Origin of the sequence: Streptomyces sp. NPDC057428 (genome assembly GCF_042803195.1) — a bacterium.
Lineage (GTDB): Bacteria > Actinomycetota > Actinomycetes > Streptomycetales > Streptomycetaceae > Streptomyces.
The window spans coordinates 856-15,327 of record NZ_JBHVCT010000051.1; the positions used below are offsets into that span (position 1 = coordinate 856).

At 70.0% G+C, this 14,472-nt stretch carries 15 protein-coding genes and 4 pseudogenes; 8 read left to right on the forward strand and 11 right to left on the reverse strand.

Going from position 1 to position 14,472, the window contains the following annotated elements:
- Window positions 1-160 precede the first annotated feature (160 nt).
- Window positions 161-967, reverse strand: a complete 807-nt coding sequence (locus tag ACFU5K_RS20055; RefSeq protein ID WP_384063367.1) for a PepSY domain-containing protein — start codon at window positions 965-967, stop codon at window positions 161-163.
- Between the two features lie 244 nt (window positions 968-1,211).
- Complete coding sequence (locus ACFU5K_RS20060; protein ID WP_384063369.1) at window positions 1,212-1,466, reverse strand: DUF5133 domain-containing protein; 255 nt, start codon at window positions 1,464-1,466, stop codon at window positions 1,212-1,214.
- A gap of 277 nt (window positions 1,467-1,743) precedes the next feature.
- Here ACFU5K_RS20060 and ACFU5K_RS20065 point away from each other — a divergent pair, with 277 nt between their 5' ends.
- The 4 genes and pseudogenes from ACFU5K_RS20065 (at window position 1,744) to ACFU5K_RS20080 (ending at window position 3,853) form a co-directional block, all read left to right on the forward strand.
- The gene (locus tag ACFU5K_RS20065) at window positions 1,744-1,998 is read left to right on the forward strand and encodes a DUF6296 family protein (RefSeq protein ID WP_384063372.1); all 255 of its coding nucleotides are present in this window, start codon (window positions 1,744-1,746) and stop codon (window positions 1,996-1,998) included.
- Window positions 1,999-2,041: 43 nt separating this feature from the next.
- Window positions 2,042-2,274, forward strand: a pseudogene (locus tag ACFU5K_RS20070) (DeoR family transcriptional regulator); the annotation flags it as partial.
- A gap of 33 nt (window positions 2,275-2,307) precedes the next feature.
- Window positions 2,308-3,248 (forward strand): annotated as a pseudogene (gene pfkB / locus ACFU5K_RS20075) (1-phosphofructokinase).
- A 170-nt stretch (window positions 3,249-3,418) separates the two neighbouring features.
- A complete protein-coding gene (locus tag ACFU5K_RS20080) occupies window positions 3,419-3,853 on the forward strand; it encodes a protein-tyrosine phosphatase family protein (protein ID WP_384063375.1) in 435 nt (144 codons plus the stop codon).
- Here the strand turns inward: ACFU5K_RS20080 and ACFU5K_RS20085 are convergent.
- The gene (locus ACFU5K_RS20085) at window positions 3,840-4,157 is read right to left on the reverse strand and encodes a hypothetical protein (RefSeq protein WP_384063378.1); all 318 of its coding nucleotides are present in this window, start codon (window positions 4,155-4,157) and stop codon (window positions 3,840-3,842) included. The two genes, ACFU5K_RS20080 and ACFU5K_RS20085, sit on opposite strands and share 14 nt — an antisense overlap.
- Window positions 4,158-4,280: 123 nt before the next feature.
- Window positions 4,281-4,712 carry a DUF2000 family protein gene (locus ACFU5K_RS20090; protein WP_384063381.1) on the reverse strand — a complete coding sequence of 144 codons (432 nt, stop codon included), beginning with the start codon at window positions 4,710-4,712 and terminating at the stop codon, window positions 4,281-4,283.
- A 113-nt stretch (window positions 4,713-4,825) separates the two neighbouring features.
- Between ACFU5K_RS20090 and ACFU5K_RS20095 the strand changes: the two are divergent.
- A pseudogene (locus ACFU5K_RS20095) lies at window positions 4,826-5,404 on the forward strand (AraC family ligand binding domain-containing protein); the annotation flags it as partial.
- 54 nt (window positions 5,405-5,458) lie between these two features.
- On the opposite strand, the gene ACFU5K_RS20100 reads toward ACFU5K_RS20095, so the two are convergent.
- From ACFU5K_RS20100 to ACFU5K_RS20115, 4 genes are all read right to left on the reverse strand, one after another.
- Complete coding sequence (locus ACFU5K_RS20100) at window positions 5,459-5,965, reverse strand: DUF664 domain-containing protein (RefSeq protein ID WP_384063384.1); 507 nt, start codon at window positions 5,963-5,965, stop codon at window positions 5,459-5,461.
- Between the two features lie 87 nt (window positions 5,966-6,052).
- A complete protein-coding gene (locus ACFU5K_RS20105; protein ID WP_384063387.1) occupies window positions 6,053-7,060 on the reverse strand; it encodes an alpha/beta fold hydrolase in 1,008 nt (335 codons plus the stop codon).
- Between the two features lie 169 nt (window positions 7,061-7,229).
- Complete coding sequence (locus ACFU5K_RS20110) at window positions 7,230-7,673, reverse strand: nuclear transport factor 2 family protein (protein WP_384063390.1); 444 nt, start codon at window positions 7,671-7,673, stop codon at window positions 7,230-7,232.
- Between the two features lie 89 nt (window positions 7,674-7,762).
- On the reverse strand, window positions 7,763-8,476 hold the full coding sequence (locus ACFU5K_RS20115; RefSeq protein WP_384063393.1) for a DUF4230 domain-containing protein: 714 nt from the start codon (window positions 8,474-8,476) through the stop codon (window positions 7,763-7,765).
- Between the two features lie 215 nt (window positions 8,477-8,691).
- Between ACFU5K_RS20115 and ACFU5K_RS20120 the strand changes: the two are divergent.
- A pseudogene (locus ACFU5K_RS20120) lies at window positions 8,692-8,983 on the forward strand (glycoside hydrolase family 6 protein); the annotation flags it as partial.
- 29 nt (window positions 8,984-9,012) lie between these two features.
- Here the strand turns inward: ACFU5K_RS20120 and ACFU5K_RS20125 are convergent.
- Window positions 9,013-9,792: a VanZ family protein gene (locus ACFU5K_RS20125; RefSeq protein ID WP_384063396.1), complete on the reverse strand. Its 780-nt coding sequence runs from the start codon at window positions 9,790-9,792 to the stop codon at window positions 9,013-9,015.
- A 62-nt stretch (window positions 9,793-9,854) separates the two neighbouring features.
- Between ACFU5K_RS20125 and ACFU5K_RS20130 the strand changes: the two genes are divergently transcribed.
- Window positions 9,855-10,355, forward strand: a complete 501-nt coding sequence (locus ACFU5K_RS20130) for a tetratricopeptide repeat protein (RefSeq protein WP_384063398.1) — start codon at window positions 9,855-9,857, stop codon at window positions 10,353-10,355.
- Window positions 10,356-10,611: 256 nt separating this feature from the next.
- Here the strand turns inward: ACFU5K_RS20130 and rpmG are convergent, their stop codons facing one another.
- Window positions 10,612-10,776 (reverse strand): 50S ribosomal protein L33, encoded by a 165-nt coding sequence (gene rpmG / locus ACFU5K_RS20135; protein WP_384063401.1) that lies wholly within the window; start codon window positions 10,774-10,776, stop codon window positions 10,612-10,614.
- A gap of 507 nt (window positions 10,777-11,283) precedes the next feature.
- On the opposite strand from rpmG, the gene ACFU5K_RS20140 reads away from it, so the two are divergent.
- Window positions 11,284-12,717, forward strand: coding sequence for a PP2C family protein-serine/threonine phosphatase (locus tag ACFU5K_RS20140; RefSeq protein ID WP_384063403.1), 1,434 nt, complete (start codon window positions 11,284-11,286; stop codon window positions 12,715-12,717).
- A gap of 107 nt (window positions 12,718-12,824) precedes the next feature.
- On the opposite strand, the gene ACFU5K_RS20145 is transcribed toward ACFU5K_RS20140, so the two are convergent.
- On the reverse strand, window positions 12,825-14,318 hold the full coding sequence (locus ACFU5K_RS20145) for a hypothetical protein (protein ID WP_384063405.1): 1,494 nt from the start codon (window positions 14,316-14,318) through the stop codon (window positions 12,825-12,827).
- Window positions 14,319-14,472 lie beyond the last annotated feature (154 nt).

Sequence of the window (14,472 nt, forward strand, 5' to 3'; positions counted from 1 at the left end):
TCCCCCCCCCTACACCCCCCCCCCCCGGGCCCTGTAAACCCGGGCCCCCCCCCCCCCCACCCCCCACCCGGGGGCCCCACCACCCGGTGCCGGCCCCCCCCTGGGGGGGGGCCCCGCGTGGGGGCCCGCCACCGATGGACGGGGTTCGGGGGTGCGGTGGTCAGTCGTCGTCGACCTGCTCGTCAGTGATCGTGCCCGTGGCCGCGTCCACGTCGAAGGTGGCCTTGTTCCAGCCCTTGGTGACCACGTCCACCTGCCAGACAACGGCCTGGCTGTCGTTCTCGTCGAGTGCGACGGAGGTGACAGTGCCCTTCTGCTTGTCCGTGGCGATCTTGGCCGCCTGCTGGGGCGTCTGCTTCGCCTGGGCGAGCCGGCCGGCCAGCTTCTGCTTGTCGGAGTCGCTCTGACCCGAGTCCGGCACGGAGTCGATGACCCTTCCGGTCACCGCGTCGATGGTCACAATGTGCGCGGTGCCGTCCTTCTCGGCGACCACTGCGACCCACGTCGGGTCGGTGGAACTGCCGCTCGGGCTCGGGCTGCCGGAGCCGCTCGGGCTGGCGCTGCCGCCCGGGCTGGCGCTGCCCTCAGGACTCGGGCTGGCGCTGGAGTCGTCGTCGTCGAGGCCTGCGAGGTCGATGTCGGTCAGCTTGCCACCTGACACCTCACCGACGGCCGTAGTGGCGGCCTTGTCGAAGGTGACCTTGACGGTGGAGAGCATTTCCTTGCGCTTGGTCTGGTCCTCGGTCAGCTGCGCCGTCCCGGAGGGGCTGACACTGCCGGAAGGACTCGTCGTCTGCTTCGGAAGAACCTTCGCGGCCTCGGAGGTCGCGGCGGCGGTCTTGTCACCGCTCTCCTGCCCGCAGCCGGTCACAAGGGTGGCGGCAAGGGCGACGCACAGGACGCCGACGACGCGGAGCCGGCGCGTGCGCGAGGAAACGGTCTTGTTGCGGCGGGTCTCAAATCTCATAACCGCATGCCTAGCCACCCCGGCGAACAGTCATGTTGTCCGACCGGGGGGTGTCACCCGATCGACGGCCCCGTCCGCCCATTCGCCGTGGCCGTGACCCCGGGCCCGCGGACCCCCGGACACGCCGATGACGCCGGTCCGAGGGAACCGGCGTCATGACAGAGCTTCTCGTGCGGAGGCAGTGCACCCGGCCGGGCCGGGGCATCGCCGGACACGGCCCGCACAGGGCCTCCCGCGTGTGACCTCAGGCGGTCAGCTGAACCTCGGAAGGTACCGACGCCGGACCCAGAGATCCGGCGGAGGTCAACGTCCGCAGCTGAGCGGCGGCGACCACCAGGGCGTCGGGGACGGTCCTCGTCCCGGTGGTGACGCAGAGGGTGTAGGACACGTCCTCGAGGGTGCGGCTGCTCTCGGAAGTGCCCAGCCGTGCGTGGGCGTTTCGCGCTGTCTCGTAGCGCTTGACGAGATTCCGCAGCGTTGCGGGATTGGCCATCAGCACGGCAGTTCCTCTCCACAGGGTGGCCGGGCGCCCGTGGGCCCCGCGCCGACGAAGTCCGATCGCGCCGGCGCGGTTCCGCACGGCGTCACGGGCGGCCGTGCGAAGTCGACAGCACGCGTCCGATCCCTTGCAGACGATGGTCGCTCCGCCTCACCCATTCCGCATCCGCAATCACCGAGGGTCACACGGCCGTTCTCCACGAAGCGCCGTGCTCCCGGGTGAGGAACAATGGGATGACGGGCCTGCGCCTGCCGCGCGTGCCCGGGCGGAGGTCGATATGGATTATCCGGAGAGTTACGAACTCATCTTCCAGGCGGAGGGCGCCACGGACGACGTGGTCGTCGTCCACCTGACGGCGCGTTCCGGCGCAGGCGGCTACCCGGTCTACGCGGACGAGACCGGCATCGTGCGTGCAGAGATCAGCGAGCGCGGTGAGGTGCGCATGCAGGCCAGCGGCGGCCACCAGGTCCTGGGAGTGCCGATGCTGGCACGCCCACTGAGCCCCGGGGCGGCGGGGCGTCGCACGGGCTGAGGCCTCCCGGGATCAGTTTCGTGAAGAAGCCGACGTTCCGTTCATGACCACACGTCGTCCGAATGTGCTTACTTTGCTGTTTCGCGACCGTGCGGTGACCGCCGAGACCGTCCGGCGCGACCTGAAGTCCCTCGACAGGGCCGGGATGCTGGGGCGGGTGCACGTGGGCGCGATTCCTGCGGGCGACCGGGATTCGAGCCGGATCTCGCGGAGTGCGACAGTGTGGCCGCGGACGAGAAGGACCGCGCCGCCGCAGCCGCCCTGGGTGAGCTCCCCGATCGAGAGCCCGGGTGCGGAAGTGGTGCGCGCATGATTGTGACGGTCACCCCCAACCCGAGCCTGGACCGCACCTACGAGCTGCCCGGGCTCGTCCGCGGCACCGTGCTGCGCGCGGCCACGGACCGCGTCGATCCCGGCGGCAAGGGGGTCAACGTCTCGCGCGCCGTCGCGGCGACCGGACACCGTACCGTCGCGGTCGCGCCGCTCGGCGGGCCCGAGGGCGTTGCTCGCGCGGCTTCTCGGTGAACAAGGTATCGAGGCCGCCGGGGTGGAGATCTCCGGCAGCACCCGGGTCAACATCACCCTCGTCGAACCCGACGGCACACTCACCAAGGTCAACGCGCCGGGGCCGGAGATCACCCCGGCCGAGGCCCAGCGTCTGCTCGGCACCGTCCGGGACCTGTCGGGGGGCGCGGACTGGATCGCCTGCTGCGGAAGCCTGTCGCGCGGTCTGCCGCCGCACTGGTACGCCGAACTGGTCGGCCGCAGCCACCGGGCCGGTGCACGGATTCGACACCTCGGGCGCGGCACTGTCCGCCGCCCTGGGCGAACGACCCGACGTGGTGAAGCCGAACACGGACGAACTGGCCGAGGCCGTGGGCCGGCCGCTCACGACGGTCGGTGACGCGCTCGAAGCGGCGCAGGAGATGTACGGGCGCGGAGCGCGCTCCGTGCTCGCGAGCCTGGGCGCCACGGGTCAGTTGCTGGTGGAACCGTCCGGAGCCTTCTTCGCTGCTGCGCGGGTGGACGCCGTGCGCAGCGACGTCGGGGCGTGCGACGCCTCACTCGCGGGGTTCCTCTCCGCCGGCGGTACAGGCGGATCAGCGCTCGCCGCCGCGGTGGCTCACGGGGCCGCAGCCGTGCAGCTGCCCGGAAGCGTCATGCCGACCCCGACCGATCTCGATCCGTCGGCGGTGGCTGTCAGCGTTGGCATCCCCGTGGCCCTGGTTCTGGCGAAGCAGGCTCCGTGACCGCCGCGTCACCGTCCCGCCGTACGACGTCCCCCCGTCAGCTGTCCGTGCCGGCCGGCCGGCCGGCACGGAGATCCGCTCGTGTTGTCCGCCGAGGGCGAAGGCCCTCCCGAGGCGTTGGAGGAGTTGGCTATCCTTCTGGCGACTGGCCCCGAGCGGAAGGACTGAGCGTGGAGGAGTCCTGGGACCCCGCGACCGCGGGGGTGATATCGCTTCCCTCAGGACGGCTGGTCCGCGGGCGTGGTCTGAGGCATCCGCTGCCGACGGGGCCGGAGCCGGCCTTCGCGGTGCATCTCCTGGGCGGCCCGCCGCCCCCGGTCGGCTGGGAGTCCCGGTGGGTACGCTGGCCCGACTTCCGCCTGCCCACGGACCGGGCGGCGGCCCGCGCCGTGCTGGAGGAAGCGTGGGACCGGGCTGCGGCTGAGCGGGTGGAGGTCGCATGCCGAGGCGGGCGTGGAAGGACGGGCACAGCGCTCGCGTGCCTGGCCGTGCTCGACGGCGTCCCGGCCGCGGAAGCGGTCGCGTTCGTCCGCCGTGCCTACCATCCCAAGGCAGTCGAGACTCCCTGGCAGCGACGCTACGTGCTCGGTTTCACAGGACGCTGACGTCGTGATGCGCAGGTCGCTCGGCCGTATGCGGAACCGGAACCGTGGCTCCGCCGCCGGCACGTACAGCCTCGACGACGCTCTGATGGAATGACCGGCTGGCTTCCTCGGAAGGACACGGCACCGGGCTCCCGGCCAGTGTGAACCAGTCCGAGGCGCCGCTGAACTGCACGGCGACCTCTGCCTGCCCTTCGATCCAAGTCGTGTGCACGGCCAGCTCACCGCTCACGACACCTACCTCTTCGGTGCGCACTCCGCCGGTTCCCGCGAAGACACCGAGGGTGGTCCACGATGCCCAGTTCATGACGCGTCGCCTTTCGGGACGGTGACAAGCCTGTCTAGCGGACTGCTCCCAATTATGGCACCGGGAACCTTCACCCGCACGGGTGTGCCCGGGAGTATCCGGCCGGTGACGCGACGGCACCGGTCAGGGGTGCATGGCCGCGCCTTTGAGGATCTTGTCGACGGCATTGCGCGGCCCGTACACGGCCAGCCCCACCAGATCCATCCCGTCCCGCCCAACGGCCCGGACGGCTGCCCTGTTCGCCTTGTCATGGCCGGTCGAAAACAGGTCGGAGGTGAACACGGCCAAGGTCGCACCACGCCCCACCGCTCTGGTGTGCGCGGTCGTGAGCACTTCCTTGGATCCGGTGAACACGAGCACCGGCTGGCGGAACATGGGCAGATACGGGGTGTCCTCGGCGTCGGTGTACGGCTCGCCGATCACCTCGGGGACCTGTGTGCCGAGACCACTCACCAGGAATGCGGTGATGTTGAGGCGCTGCCAGGTCTCCAGGTCGTCGCGGAGCAGCACCGCGATCTTGGTGTCGAAGCGTACGGGTGCGTTGTCATCGGTCATACGGAGAGACTGCCGAGCCGGGCGGCCCGGGTCTTGTACGAAATTTGCGTCCTCCGGTGCTCCCGCCCGGCCGTCGTCCCGCCCGGGCCGGTGCCGCTCTGTAGGCTGTCCTCATGGGTGCACTTCCGGACATCACCGCGTGGCGTCCGGACGTCGAGGGAATCGACGAGGTCTTCCACGCCCACTTCGCGAACCACTCGTACCCGATGCACACGCACGACGCCTGGACGCTGCTCATCGTCGACGAGGGAGTGGTGCGTTACGACCTCGACCGCCATGAACACGGGGCGCCCAGCTCGGTCGTGACCCTGCTGCCTCCGCACGTCCCGCACAACGGGGGCGCCATGACCCCCGGAGGATTCCGCAAGCGTGTCCTGTACCTGGACACCGGGCAGATCGACGCGGACCTGGTCGGCCGCGCGGTGGACCGGCCGGTGCTGGACGATCCGTCGCTGCGGCACCGGGTCCACCAGCTCCACCGGACGCTCGAGCGCCCGGGCGACGAACTCGAGGCGCAGAGCAGGCTCGCGCTGGTCCGCGAACGCCTCGCCGGACATCTGCGCGACGCACTCGGCGTGCCGCCTGCGGTGCCCGACCGCAGAGTCGCGTTCGAGCTCCGTGACCTGCTCGACGATCACTTCGTGGAGGGGTTGTCCCTCCATGAGGCGGCCGAGCGCCTGCACTGCCACCACGCGGGTGGTCGGCACGAGTCCTGGGCACTACGCCCGCACCGGGGTTGCCGCCCTCTAGCGGCGCTGCAGCACCCCTCGGACGAATGCCGCCTGCCCGGCGTGCTGCAGGTCGTCCGAGATGACGCTGACCAGCCGCACGCCGAGAGTCACGGGCGGCGACCACGCGTCGTCCACAACCCGGTCCAGGGCATGACCGTCCAGATCCCGCACGAAGCCCGTGGTCCGCTCGTGCACGGCGTCGAAGTACCCGAGGAGGAGGTCGGCCGACGTCACCCGCACCGAGGCGACCTGGGCGCTGGTGTGGCCGTAGCCGGTCGATGCCTCCTCGAGCGGCAGACCGAAGCGGGGGGCCCAGTCCCCGAACCAGAGCTGCTCCGTTCCGGCGGCGTCGGCGATGTGGTCGTCCTGGACACGAGTGAGGTGCCACACGAGCCAGGCGATCGAGTTCGCGTCCTTGTCGAGCCTGGCGTTGAGGTCCTCGGACGGGAGTCCCTCGACGGCGGCGTGCACCGTTTCATGGATGCGTTCGAACGCGTCGGAGATGATGCCTGCACAGTTCATCCGGCCACCATGGCCGGTCCGCGTACGGCACCCGAAGTGCGACACGCGGCCGGGCCCGGAGCGGGGACGAACGGGCCGGTGGACGGATCAGGCATGCACTGTGCGCAGCCAGGTCGTCAGGAGGGCGTTGACCTCCGCGGCGCGCTCCTGCTGGATCCAGTGCCCGGCTCCGTCGAGGATGTGTGAGGAGACCAGGCCGGGGAGCGTGGTGGGATAGGCGGCGATCGCGTCGGCCATCCATGTCGTCGAGGAGTCGAGGCCACCGCCGATGAAGAGCGCCGGACTTGTGAGCCGGGCGCCCGCCCAGGCCGAGAGGTCCTCCCAGTCCCTGTCCACGTTGCGGTAACGGTTGAGGGCGCCGCTCAGGCCGGTTCTCCGGAAGTCGGCGCTGTAGACGTCCAGGTCCTCCTCCGAGAGCCAGGAGGGCAGGTCACCGCCGGAGAACCGATCGCGCATCGATGCCCCGGTGGGTACGAAGAAGGGGCTCGGGGCGCCGGGCGGGGGCATCGTGTCGCCCGACAGCGACGTGTAGAAGCCGGCGAGCCATCCGCGCACGTCAGGGTCGATCTCCGCCTCGGCGCGACCCGGCTCCTGGAAGTAGCTGACGTAGAACTCCTCGTCGCCGCCGATACGTTCGAAGCCGTCAGTGGGCCTGACCGGGTTCCAGGGCGCGTAGGGGACGCTGAGCATGGCCACCGCGGTGAACATGTCGGGGCGCAGCAGCGCGCTGTCGGCGGCGATGGACGAGCCCCAGTCGTGGCCGACGACCGTCGCGGAGTCCTCGCCCAGCGCGTGCACGACGCCGACGTTGTCGGCGACGTGGGCCGTCATGCGGTAGGCGTCCACTGGGCCTGGGGCCGAGGAGCGCCCGTAGCCGCGTACGTCGACGGCCACCGCGCGAAAGCCGGCCGCGGCGACCGCCGGAAGTTGGTGGCGCCACGAGTACGACGTCTCGGGGAAGCCGTGGATCATGAGTACGAGGGGGCCGCTCCCCTGTTCCAGGAGGTGGATCCGGCCACCGGGGACATCGACCAGCCGGTGGACCGCCCCGGGGACGGTGATGGAGGGTTCGGCGGCGGTGGCGGGCTGCGGCATGGTTCTCCTCGTGTTCTCGGGGCACGTCTGCGGCACCATCATTCGGCGGGCGGAGCGTCCCGGACAAGGGAATTTGCCGTTACGGCAAGCCGGACCGTCGGCCCATCCGGCGGGATGCGCGGGCGCGGCGAGGCCCGGTCCGGAGCCTCCCCGGCCGGGCACACGGGTCTCAGCTCGTGACCGCGCCCGGGTCCGGCACGAGGCCGTCGGCGGCCAGCCCCTTCAGCACGGCCTCTCCCAGGGCCTGCACGGCGGACATCGGGCGGACCATCACCGTGAACTCCTTGATCCGGCCGTCCGGCGCGAACTGGAGCAGGTCGATGCCGTGAATCGCCTTGCCGTTCACCGACGCCTTGAACAGCAGGATCTCCGAGGGTTCCTCGGAGTCCTCGGCGCTGGTGAGGGCCTCGCCCTCGAAATGCCCGATGTAGCGGAAGTCCTCGAAGGTGCGCAGCAAGACACCGAAGAGGCCGAGCACCATCGGCCGGCCCTCGAACGGTGTGAACTTCACCGGGCTGAAGAGACGGACGTCCTCGGTGAACAACTCCTCCAGGGCCGCCGGATCATGCTCCTCGACGGCGGCCCTGAAACGTTCGGCGGTGTCGGCGCTCATGGTCATCACTCCCCGGCTCTGCCGGCCGATGGTACGGCCGTTCGTTCCGCTGAGTGTGCCGCAGGTCCTCCGGGCCGCCGCATGGCGGGTCAGGCGGGTGAGTCGGCGTAGGTGACGGTGACCTTCTCGAAGCCGAGCGAGCCGAGCAGGCCCTGGAGCATGGACGTGGTGTTCTTCTCAGCGCGCTTCGTGAGGCCGCTCTCCTTGGCCGCCTCGCCGATGTGCTTGGCCGCGAGCTTGTTGACCGCCTGCTCGCTGCCCGGGTTGTCGGAGAAGAAGTCGCCCAGCCTGTCGAGGATGCCGCGCTGCTTGGACACCGCGTAGGAACGGTCCGGATCCAGGGCGGGCTTCCCCAGAACCGCGTGCGGCAGCCGGAGCTCGGCCGTGGTCCTTTCCTCGTTGACCGTCACCCCGTTCTCGCCGACCTTGCCGAGGTCCACGGAGGCTCCGACGGTGCCCGCGCCCACGTACAGGGTGCGCGTGCCGCGGATGGCGTCGGGCAGGTACTTGGCGTCCTTCTCCAGGTCGACTACCACCTGGAAGTTTCCGGAGGCGGCCTCGTACGCGCTCATGTCCTGGATGGACTTGAGTACCGCGGGACCCGAACGGTCGTTGGTCTTCTCGCCGAAGAGGTCACCGAACCCCGGCAGCAGGCTGAGCTTGCTGCCCAGGAGCAGCAGGACCAGCGCCGCGGCGACCACGCCGGCGAACGGCAGGCATCCCCGCGTCCGTGCGCGACGCCGCGGCGTGCTGCCCTGGCCGGGATCGCCTGTGCTGTCTGTCCTTACGTCAGTGGACGTCATCTCTTACATGTGACCCGGTCCGGCGTTTTCACTCCGCGAAACGGTCACGACTACGTCAATTCCTGTACGTACAGGCGGGTTCGGGCTCAGCCGGAGTCGGCGATCCGTTGCCGGATCGGGTGCGCGACCTCCCCACGGGGCGTGTCGCCGACCCGGTGGACATCGGGGACTAGCGTCCGACAGCCGGAGCCGTCAAGACCGGCCGGGCGCCGCACCGGCGCATCCACCTCGGGAACTGGTGCAACCAGGCCGGAGCCGGCCTCGGCGAACGGCCGAAGGCGGCCCCGGCGACAGGTGTCGACGCGTCTGGATGAAGCCTCCGGGCGAGTCGGACGGCTCCAGCAAGGAAATCCCGAACAACGAGGGCAAGGGATGTGCGACCCGACCTACACGGGTGATGTCCGCAACGGCAACAACCTGTCAGGGGCGCTGCCCGACGCCCCGGTCTCCGGCCAGTGGTTCTCCGCCCAGTTCCAGGAGCTCGTGAAGAACGCCTACCCGGCGCTCCAGGGCCCCAGGTCGGCGGCTCCCGGCGCTCACCCGCCCGGGCTCTCCCGTCGACTACGCCACTTGTCGAACAGAGCGCGTCCGCGAGCCACCGGCGCGGGCGCGCTCCGGGGCGCGGCGGGCCGGGCCTTGGGCTTCGCACCCACACCGGACTTCGTCCGCGCGCCCGCCCCCACGGCCTTGGCGTCCGTCCCGCTCCCAGCACCTCGGAACCTGCCCATGAGACCGGACTTCGGCCCCGCACCGCCCTCCGCCTTGCCGGACCGCGCCGCTTTCGCCGGCGTCCCGGGTTCGGGCTTCCCCTCTTCCGCAACGACCGGATCGTCCGCCAGTGCGTGGTAGCGGTGGCTGATGCGCCGGCCCACCACCAGGTAACCGAGCAGCGCCCCGGTCGTGTTGAGGATCACGTCGTCGATGTCGAAGGCCCGTCCCGCGACCAGGGCGCCCTGCGTGAGTTCGACGACCGCCATGACCAGTACGGTCAGTACGGTCATCCGGAGCATCCGCAGGCGCCGGGGTACCAGGATAGGCAGGAGCACGCCGAAGGGCGTACCGAGCAGGATGTTCCCGCCGGCCTGCTTGCACGCCCCGAGGAAGGTGTAGTCCTCGGCGTACTGTCGTATCGAGCGCCCCGGCTTCATGTTGGACGTCACGATGTCCTCGGACGCCGGTGACGGTGTCAGTGTCACCTTCGCGAGGACGACGGAGAAGGCCACCAGTGCCAGGAAAGCCGCAGCCAGTACTGCTGCGCGCAGCAGAAGGCGTCCCACGCCTCTGCGTCGTGTACCACGATCCACCTCTGCTGTCATGGCGGAACTGATGCCCCCAACCCTGGTCCGCACACCCACGGTTCGGATGCGACGATGAGCGCATGAGCGCACAGGACAAGGACGAGCGGATCGCGGAGGCCGTACGGCTGCGTGAGCAGGGCCATCCGGAACAGGCAAGGGAGCGCCTCCTCGCCCTCACCGCCGAATTCCCCGACTGCGTGGACGTCGCCTATCAGACCGCCTGGGTCCATGATGTGCTCGGTCTCGAAGCCGAGGCGGTTCCCTATTACGAGCGGTGCCTGCAGCGTGGCGGCCTCGGCGACGACGACCGCCGGGGCGCCCTGGTCGGACTCGGGAGCACCTACCGGGTTCTCGGGAGGTTCGGGCAGTCCGTCGAGACGCTGCGACGCGGGGTGGAGGAGTTCCCGGACGACGGCGCGCTGCGGACCTTCCTGTCCATGGCGCTGTACAACACGGGCGAGCACCACGAGGCGATGCAGATCCTGTTGCGACTGGTGGCGGCGACGAGCGACAGTGAGCGTGTGCGGCGCTACCGGCCGGCCATCGAGTACTACGCGGCGGACCTCACGCGGACCACGTGACGGCACCCGGGGCGCATGACGGGCGGAACGAGGAAGCCCCGGCCGGATCGGGGGAATCCAGCCGGGGCGGTCTCTGCGTGCAGCGGGGACGGGTCGCCGTTGGTGGCGGGCTCCGTCACTCACGCCCACGTATAGGTGAACGATAAACCACCAGCTCCCGTTCCCGTGAATCCGCATTCCTTCATGTGATCCACGCCACGGTCGACGCAGACCAGGAGGCTGTGCCGACCGAAAGGGAGCGGCGTTTCACCGTTGGTCAGCGGGCCTCACGGAACACGACGTGACGGCCGACCGAGGGGTCGAACTTGCGCAGCTCCAGCCGGTCCGGGTCGTTTCGCCGGTTCTTGCGCGTCACGTAGGTGTGGCCGGTTCCGGCGGTCGACCGGAGCTGGACGACGGGCCTGGTCTCACTGCGTGCCATGGGGCCTCCAGACGGGATGGCCGACCCCACTCCCGCATGGGAATGGGTATCGTTTTCTTTCTGACCCTCACAACACGAGGAGGGGTGACCCCATTCCCGCACCCCGGGGCCCGTGCACATCTTGAGGCAGCTCTTCGAACTGTCACTCGACGAACATGCGCCCGCTGCCTGGAACACGTCATCGAACCCGGGGCGCGATCGGCATCCCAGGGCCTTGACCGATCACGCCGCACAACGCCGCATAACCCCTGCTCGGACGCCGGTGAGCCGCGCGAGAGCCGCGCGCGCGGGCGCACGCCGGGCTGATCGCGCCGGTCGAGTTGCGTCAACTACGCACCAGGGGCAAGGGTGTTCGGCGGACCCCCGCCCCACTCCGCCGACGGCATATGCCGGAAGCAACAACCCATCGAGTGTTGCCAAACCCCTTACGGCCTCCCTCGCCCTGTGCAACAGTCGTGTTCGGTCCACCCCCACGAACCGGCCGCACCGCCTGTATCGGAGTACCAGATGCCGTCCCATCTGTTCGCGGACCGCTCCGCCCCACAGCCGCCCGAGCGGGATGCCGTCGACGCCCTCATCCACCGGGCCCTGCGGTTGCGCGGCGACGTGGACGCAGTGCGCCGGGACACCTCCGTGATCGACGACGACGATCCTCAGCTGCGCTGGCAGCGAGCACTCTGTGAACTCGCGGTCCACCAGCTCGACGACCTCGGCGAGCACCTGGGACAGCTACGGGACGGCATTCCGCGCCCGACGGACGCCGAGACGGCTCAGGACTCCTGCCGGGAGTCAGCTCCCGGCCCCCTCGCGGACTCGCTGCTGAGCAGGGTGGGCAGCGCCGAATGGAACCTGCTGACGGACGAGGTCAGCTGGTCCGACGAGCTGTATCCGATCTTCGGCAGGGACCCGGGCAGAGGAGCACTGTCGCTGGACGAACTGCCATCCGTGCTTCTCGCCGAGGATCAGCCCCTGCTGACGTCGATGGTCACGGACTGCCTCGTGGACGGCAGGCCGATAGACGGCGAATTCCGCATCCTGCTGCCCGACGGCGGCATGCGCACTCTGCACATGATGGGTGAACCCGTCCTCGACGCCGACGGCTGCACTGCTTCGATGTGGGCGGTCCTGCGCGATGTCAGCCGGCTGCGGCGGAGTCGGCACACCGTGGACAGGACGCAGGAGACGCTGCGTCGCCGCGAGCAGCGTGCACGGGCGGAACACCGGATGGCGGTGGAACTCCAGGAGGCTGTCCTCCCTACCTGGCATGGTTCACTGCCGATATCCGGCCGGGAGGCGAGCGGGCTGGACATCGCCGCCCACTACCTCCCGTCAGACGCGAGCAACCTCATCGGCGGCGACTGGTACGACGCCCTGCCGCTTCCGGACGGAAAGACCCTCCTCAGCGTCGGTGACCTGACCGGTCACGGCATTCCTGCCACCTCCTCGATGACGATGCTGCTCGGCGCGCTGCGCGGCATGGCCGTAGCCGGAATCGACCCCGGCGCCATGATGGGGCATCTGAACCAGCTGATCGAATGTTCGGCTCAGCCCGCCCTGGGCAGCGCCGTGTGCTGCCGCTTCGATCCGTCGACCGGCACCCTCGCCTGGGCACAGGCGGGGCACCCCGCACCGCTCTTGTTCCGCAACGGAGTGGGACGTCCTCTGCCCGCGCCGGACGGGGTGCTCCTCGGTGCGGCGACCGGGGTCACTTACGAGCAGGACCAGGTGGCCCTGCTGCCGGGCGACACCCTCGTCCTGTACACCGACGGACTGACACGGCACGCCGTCCGGGGTGCGGGCCCGGACACGCTTCTGGACCTGGCACCCCGCTTCGGGCACGCACGCACGGCGCAGGACTGCGTGCGAATCGTCGTCGAGGAGCTCGGTTCTGGTGAACGGCTCGACGACGCATGTGTGTTGGTCGCGCGCGTAAAGGCGTGAGGCACGCCTGAAGCAGCGGCATGCTCTTGGGGAACCGTTGTGTCCACGTACTCCCGCCGACGGGCTGGGCGCTGAGACGCCCCTAGCTCTGCGGCGGCCGCGGTGTGTCAGATCTGCGACCCTCTCGCCTTCTTCTTGACGGGGCTCGGCGGCAGCGCGAGCTCGATCTCCGCACGCAGATCCTCGATCTTGGCGTAGCCCGCGAACTGGCCGGTGAGCCGGTACATCTCGCGCAGCCGGTCCCAGGTGCGGTGCGAGGAGGTCTCCCCCATCGACACCAGGGCGAGGCGTGCGTAGCGGTCGGCCTGCTCCGGGTCGTCGCCGATGAAGCACGCCGAGGCGAGCGAGATGTAGTCGAAGATCTTGGACCGCTGGCGACCGTTTATCCGAAGCTCCAGCGCCTGCTTGGCGTGGCGCTGGGCCGTGCTCGCCGCGCGCGGGTCGTGCTCGGCCAGCGTACGGAAGGCCAGGGCCTGCATCCCGTGCATGTCGGCCTCGTCGAACAACTGCATCCAGCTGGGTGCCGGCACATCGCGTTTGTCGGACACGAACAGTTCCTCGGCCTCACCGAGGGTGCGCCGCATGGCCTGGCCGTGGCCCATCGAAGCCTGCGCCCATGCCTCGATCGTGTGCAGCATCGCGCGGGTGCGCGGCAGTGTCTCCTCCCCGGACCCCGACTTCGCGAGCTTCATGAGGTCGAGCGCGTCGTCGGGCCGTCCCAGGTGGACCATCTGACGTGCGGCGCGGGACAGCGCCTCTCCCGCGCGCGGACGGTCGCCGCCCTCGCGCGCCGCGTGGGCCGCGATGACGAAGTACTTCTGGGCGGTGGGCTCCAGGCCGACGTCGTGGGACATCCAGCCTGCGAGCACCGCGAGGTTGGCCGCGACGCCCCACAGGCGGCGCTGCAGATGGTCGGGGTGTCGGTAGGCGAGCATGCCACCCACCTCGTTGAGCTGGCCCACGACCGCCTTGCGCTGAAGTCCACCGCCCCGGGAGGCGTCCCACGCTCGGAACACCTCGACCGAGCGCTCGAGAGCCTCGATCTCCTCGGACCCGATGGGGGCGGCCTCGTACCGGTCGAAACCGGCGTTGTCCGCGTACAGGGGATCGCTGGGGCGGGTCCGGGCCGCCGGGGCGGGCTCGGAGTTCAGCCAGTCGTGCAGGGCGCCGGTGAGAGCTGAGCCGGCGGCGAGCGCGGCGCCCGCGCCCACCAAGCCGCGTCGGTTGAGCATGAGGTCCATTCCCGTGAATTCGGTGAGGACCGCTGCCGTCCGTTCGGGCGCCCACGGCAATCCGTCGGGATTGTTCTCCGTCCCGTCTTTCTGCCGTTTCCCCACACGCCCGCGCCGGCCGAACCCGAGGTCCTCGATGGTCACGACACGGCCGAGCCGCTCGGTGAACAGGGCTGCCAGCACTTCCGGCACGGGATCCCGGGGGGACTCCCCCATGTCGATCCAGCGCCGTACCCGCGAGGTGTCGGTGGCCAGTTGGAGGTGGCCCATGGCCGCCGCCTGCCTGTTCACCATTCTCGCGAGTTCGCCCTTGGACCAGCCGGCCAGGCCGAACAGGTCAGATAGGCGGGTGTTGGGTTCTCCGGTCACGTCAAGCCCCCAGGTTCTCGGCTGACTTGACCCTAGCCCCCCGGCGGATGCCGGGCGAATATTCGCCATGCTTCGCCAGGGGTCGCCAGATGTTGTGCCACCCGCGCCGCGGTGTCAGGTAGGAAAGCGCCACCCCGCCCGGCAGCCCTAGGTA

Excerpts from the sequence above, each read along its gene's own strand:
- ACFU5K_RS20055 (WP_384063367.1), bottom strand. The coding sequence starts at position 967 with ATGAGATTTGAGACCCGCCGCAACAAGACCGTTTCCTCGCGCACGCGC.
- ACFU5K_RS20065 (WP_384063372.1), top strand. The coding sequence starts at position 1,744 with ATGGATTATCCGGAGAGTTACGAACTCATCTTCCAGGCGGAGGGCGCC.
- ACFU5K_RS20085 (WP_384063378.1), bottom strand. The coding sequence starts at position 4,157 with ATGAACTGGGCATCGTGGACCACCCTCGGTGTCTTCGCGGGAACCGGC.
- ACFU5K_RS20090 (WP_384063381.1), bottom strand. The coding sequence starts at position 4,712 with ATGACCGATGACAACGCACCCGTACGCTTCGACACCAAGATCGCGGTG.
- ACFU5K_RS20100 (WP_384063384.1), bottom strand. The coding sequence starts at position 5,965 with ATGAACTGTGCAGGCATCATCTCCGACGCGTTCGAACGCATCCATGAA.
- ACFU5K_RS20105 (WP_384063387.1), bottom strand. The coding sequence starts at position 7,060 with ATGCCGCAGCCCGCCACCGCCGCCGAACCCTCCATCACCGTCCCCGGG.
- ACFU5K_RS20110 (WP_384063390.1), bottom strand. The coding sequence starts at position 7,673 with ATGAGCGCCGACACCGCCGAACGTTTCAGGGCCGCCGTCGAGGAGCAT.
- ACFU5K_RS20115 (WP_384063393.1), bottom strand. The coding sequence starts at position 8,476 with ATGACGTCCACTGACGTAAGGACAGACAGCACAGGCGATCCCGGCCAG.
- ACFU5K_RS20125 (WP_384063396.1), bottom strand. The coding sequence starts at position 9,792 with ATGACAGCAGAGGTGGATCGTGGTACACGACGCAGAGGCGTGGGACGC.
- ACFU5K_RS20130 (WP_384063398.1), top strand. The coding sequence starts at position 9,855 with ATGAGCGCACAGGACAAGGACGAGCGGATCGCGGAGGCCGTACGGCTG.
- rpmG (WP_384063401.1), bottom strand. The coding sequence starts at position 10,776 with ATGGCACGCAGTGAGACCAGGCCCGTCGTCCAGCTCCGGTCGACCGCC.
- ACFU5K_RS20140 (WP_384063403.1), top strand. The coding sequence starts at position 11,284 with ATGCCGTCCCATCTGTTCGCGGACCGCTCCGCCCCACAGCCGCCCGAG.